This is a genomic window from Streptomyces flavofungini, assembly GCF_041028215.1.
In the GTDB taxonomy this organism is placed as follows: domain Bacteria; phylum Actinomycetota; class Actinomycetes; order Streptomycetales; family Streptomycetaceae; genus Streptomyces; species Streptomyces flavofungini_B.
The window spans coordinates 1-4,526 of the sequence record NZ_JASKYR010000207.1 but is presented as its reverse complement, the minus strand read 5'-3'; the positions used below and the strand labels follow the sequence as shown (position 1 = coordinate 4,526).

At 63.5% G+C, this 4,526-nt stretch carries 2 protein-coding genes, 2 rRNA genes and 1 pseudogene; all 5 read right to left on the bottom strand.

Going from position 1 to position 4,526, the window contains the following annotated elements:
- A pseudogene (locus AB8Z36_RS16515) lies at positions 1-564 on the bottom strand (MFS transporter); the annotation flags it as partial.
- A 57-nt stretch (positions 565-621) separates the two neighbouring features.
- The gene (locus AB8Z36_RS16510; RefSeq protein ID WP_369214067.1) at positions 622-1,368 is read right to left on the bottom strand and encodes a VC0807 family protein; all 747 of its coding nucleotides are present in this window, start codon (positions 1,366-1,368) and stop codon (positions 622-624) included.
- 152 nt (positions 1,369-1,520) lie between these two features.
- A complete protein-coding gene (locus AB8Z36_RS16505; RefSeq protein WP_369214066.1) occupies positions 1,521-2,165 on the bottom strand; it encodes an HAD family hydrolase in 645 nt (214 codons plus the stop codon).
- Between the two features lie 83 nt (positions 2,166-2,248).
- Positions 2,249-2,365, bottom strand: a 5S ribosomal RNA gene (rrf, locus tag AB8Z36_RS16500).
- 87 nt (positions 2,366-2,452) lie between these two features.
- Positions 2,453-4,526 (bottom strand): 23S ribosomal RNA (locus AB8Z36_RS16495); the annotation flags it as partial.

Below are 4,526 nucleotides of genomic sequence, written 5' to 3'. Positions count from 1 at the left end.
GCTGCCCGCCGCGTCGACGTACCACCGGCTCCCGAGCAGCGCGGCGGGCAGCAGCACGGCCACGGCGGGCAGATACGACACGAACAGCGACAGATCCCCGTGCGCACCCGCCCAGGCCAGCGAAGCGCCCGCGATCCCGCCGAGGCTGTACGCGGCGTGGAAGCCGAGCATGATGCTCCGCCCGTACGCCCGCTGGAGGCTGACCCCGAGCATGTTCATCGACGCGTCGAGCGCGCCCACCGCCAGGCCGAACACCCCGAGGGAGAGCGCGACCTGCCACAGCACGTCCCCCGCGCCGACCCCGAGGAGCGCGAGCAGCACGACCGGCTGCGACCACCTCAGTACCGTGCTCGGAGGAACCCTCCTGACCAGTTTCTCGGTCCCCACGCTGCCCGCCCCGGCCAGGATGGGCACAGCGGCCAGGAAGACCGGCAGCAGCCCGTCGGATATCCCGTACCGGTCCTGGATCGCCGGGATGCGCGTCACCAGCAGGGCGAACGCCACTCCCTGGGCGAGGAAGGCGAACGCCAGCGAGGCCCTGGCGCGCCGCAGCTCATGAGTCATGGCCGGGAAGCGTAGGGCCCCGCACTACCCATGGGTAGATGGATCACTCAACCAATTTCACCGGTCCCGGACATCCGCCGTGACCATCGCCTCCATGGGGCCCACGGCGAGGGCTCCGCTCACCATCACGGTGCTGGTGATGGTCACCGCCGCGATGACACCGCCCAGCCACACCATGGTGTCCACGGGCAGCGTGTACGCCCCGATCACCCTCGCCACGGCCTCGCCGAACAGGGCAAGGCCCCAGAGCACCGAGAACGTCCGCTCCATCCGTACGAAACGGCCACGCTCGGCGCTCAGCCGGGCCCAGGCGGCGGTCCGCGCCGGGTCGCCCTTGGTCACCCACGGCTTGAGCGCCGCCGTCATCAGCGGCCGCCCGCCCACCACCGACACCAGCACCGCGAGTCCCACGGTGGCCGTGATGCCGCTGTCCTTGGCGAGCATCAGCCGGGGGTCACCGGCCACGAGGCTGAGCAGCAGGCCGACGACGTTGGCGGCCAGGATGAGCGCCGCGAGCCCGTTGACCCGCCGCTCCTTGACCAGCCCCCAGGCCGTACGCCCGGCCGGCAGCACGCTGCTCCAGGCCAGCGCGGCGAGGGTGCCCATGCCGACGCCCTTGCTGAGCAGGTAGTACAGGGCCGTGGGCACCAGCGCGTCGAGGACCAGCGGCTTCAGCGACTCCATGTGGGCCTTGCGGATGTCCTGGGCCGCCGCGGGAGCCTGGCTCCCGCCTGCGGCGGCCTGGTGACGCGTGCCGGGGGCCTGGGGGCCGGTGACCGGGACCTCGGTGGTGAGCTGGCTCATGAGCGGGTTCCTCCGTCGTGGCTGTGGGCGGCGTCGAAGCTGTGGCACCCGCTTCGTTTCGCGACACCCTCAGCTTCGCCACCGGCCCCCCTCCCCCGACAGAAACGATCGTCCGGAGCTCACCATGACAAATGTCAGGCCGGTCAGGTCCGTCAGGCCAGCAGGGCAGGCAACTCCCGCAGGTCGGCAAAGAGTTCGGTGGCGCCGACGAGCCGCTCGGCGGGCGTCATGGCGGTGAACCCGTACACGTCCATCCCGGCGGCCACGGCGGCCCGCACCCCGAGCGGGCTGTCCTCCACGACCGCGCACCTCTCGGGCGCCACTCCCATGCGCTCGGCCGCGTACAGGAAGAGATCGGGCGCGGGCTTCCCGCGCCCCACGTCCTGCGAGCTGAAGATCCGCCCCTCGTCGAACCACGCGTCGAGCCCGGTCCTCCGGTGTCCCACCCGAATCCGCTCATGGCTGCCGGACGAGGCGAGACAGTAGGCGACCCCGTCGCCCGCAAGCTTCTCCAGGATCTCGACGGCCCCGTCCATCGGCTGCAACTCCCGCTCGAAGGCCGCGAAGACCCGCCTGTGCAATTCCTCGTCGAAGTCCCCGGGCAGCCGCTGCCCAGTCCGTTCCAGAATCAGGTCGTGTACGCGATGGACGGCGGCCCCCATGTAGTCGCGCAGGGAGTCCTCGTAGCTGGTGGCATGCCCGAGCTCGGTCAAATAGGCGGCGAGGATCGTGTTGGAGAGCGGCTCGCTGTCCACGAGGACGCCGTCATTGTCGAAGATGACCAGGTCGTATCGCATGGGACGACCCTACGGGGAATTCGGAACCCCTTAAACGCAGAAAACCCCCGCACCAGAGGTGCGGGGGTTTTCTATCAAAAGGAGTTCGGCGGCGTCCTACTCTCCCACAGGGTCCCCCCTGCAGTACCATCGGCGCTGTGAGGCTTAGCTTCCGGGTTCGGAATGTAACCGGGCGTTTCCCTCACGCTATGACCACCGAAACACTATGAAACTGACAACCGCACCATGCGTGACCATGCATGGGGTCGTTCGTGGTTTCAGAACCAACACAGTGGACGCGAGCAACTGAGGACAAGCCCTCGGCCTATTAGTACCAGTCACCTCCACCCGTTACCGGGCTTCCAGATCTGGCCTATCAACCCAGTCGTCTACTGGGAGCCTTAACCCCTCAAAGGGGGTGGGAATACTCATCTCGAAGCAGGCTTCCCGCTTAGATGCTTTCAGCGGTTATCCTTTCCGAACGTAGCCAACCAGCCATGCCCTTGGCAGGACAACTGGCACACCAGAGGTTCGTCCGTCCCGGTCCTCTCGTACTAGGGACAGCCCTTCTCAATATTCCTACGCGCACAGAGGATAGGGACCGAACTGTCTCACGACGTTCTAAACCCAGCTCGCGTACCGCTTTAATGGGCGAACAGCCCAACCCTTGGGACCGACTCCAGCCCCAGGATGCGACGAGCCGACATCGAGGTGCCAAACCATCCCGTCGATATGGACTCTTGGGGAAGATCAGCCTGTTATCCCCGGGGTACCTTTTATCCGTTGAGCGACGGCGCTTCCACAAGCCACCGCCGGATCACTAGTCCCGACTTTCGTCCCTGCTCGACCCGTCGGTCTCACAGTCAAGCTCCCTTGTGCACTTACACTCAACACCTGATTACCAACCAGGCTGAGGGAACCTTTGGGCGCCTCCGTTACCCTTTGGGAGGCAACCGCCCCAGTTAAACTACCCATCAGACACTGTCCCTGATCCGGATCACGGACCGAGGTTAGACATCCAGCACGACCAGAGTGGTATTTCAACGGCGACTCCACGAACACTGGCGTGCCCGCTTCAAAGTCTCCCACCTATCCTACACAAGCCGAACCGAACACCAATATCAAACTGTAGTAAAGGTCCCGGGGTCTTTCCGTCCTTCTGCGCGAAACGAGCATCTTTACTCGTAGTGCAATTTCACCGGGCCTATGGTTGAGACAGTCGAGAAGTCGTTACGCCATTCGTGCAGGTCGGAACTTACCCGACAAGGAATTTCGCTACCTTAGGATGGTTATAGTTACCACCGCCGTTTACTGGCGCTTAAGTTCTCAGCTTCGCACGCCCGAAAGCGCACTAACCGGTCCCCTTAACGTTCCAGCACCGGGCAGGCGTCAGTCCGTATACATCGCCTTACGGCTTCGCACGGACCTGTGTTTTTAGTAAACAGTCGCTTCTCGCTGGTCTCTGCGGCCACCCCCAGCTCAGAGCGCAAGACTCATCACCAGGAATGGCCCCCCTTCTCCCGAAGTTACGGGGGCATTTTGCCGAGTTCCTTAACCATAGTTCACCCGAACGCCTCGGTATTCTCTACCTGACCACCTGAGTCGGTTTAGGGTACGGGCCGCCATGAAACTCGCTAGAGGCTTTTCTCGACAGCATAGGATCATCCACTTCACCACAATCGGCTCGGCATCAGGTCTCAGCCTTATGTGCGACGGATTTACCTACCGCACGGCCTACACCCTTACCCCGGGACAACCACCGCCCGGGCTGGACTACCTTCCTGCGTCACCCCATCACTCACCTACTACCACCTTGGGTCAGCGGCTCCACCACTTCCCTCAACTCCGAAGAGATCAGGACGGCTTCACGGCCTTAGCATTAATGGGCTCGATGTTTGACGCTTCACAGCGGGTACCGGAATATCAACCGGTTATCCATCGACTACGCCTGTCGGCCTCGCCTTAGGTCCCGACTTACCCTGGGCAGATCAGCTTGACCCAGGAACCCTTAGTCAATCGGCGCACACGTTTCTCACGTATGTATCGCTACTCATGCCTGCATTCTCACTCGTGAACCGTCCACCACTGCCTTCCGGCGCAGCTTCACCCGGCACACGACGCTCCCCTACCCATCACGATCCCCGTTGGGGGTATATATCGCAATGACACGACTTCGGCGGTACGCTTGAGCCCCGCTACATTGTCGGCGCGGAATCACTAGACCAGTGAGCTATTACGCACTCTTTCAAGGGTGGCTGCTTCTAAGCCAACCTCCTGGTTGTCTCTGCGACTCCACATCCTTTCCCACTTAGCGTACGCTTAGGGGCCTTAGTCGATGCTCTGGGCTGTTTCCCTCTCGACCATGGAGCTTATCCCCCACAC

What these genes read in the sequence shown, in the direction of transcription:
- AB8Z36_RS16510 (WP_369214067.1), bottom strand. Translation starts at nt 1,368, where the DNA reads ATGAGCCAGCTCACCACCGAGGTCCCGGTCACCGGCCCCCAGGCCCCC.
- AB8Z36_RS16505 (WP_369214066.1), bottom strand. Translation starts at nt 2,165, where the DNA reads ATGCGATACGACCTGGTCATCTTCGACAATGACGGCGTCCTCGTGGAC.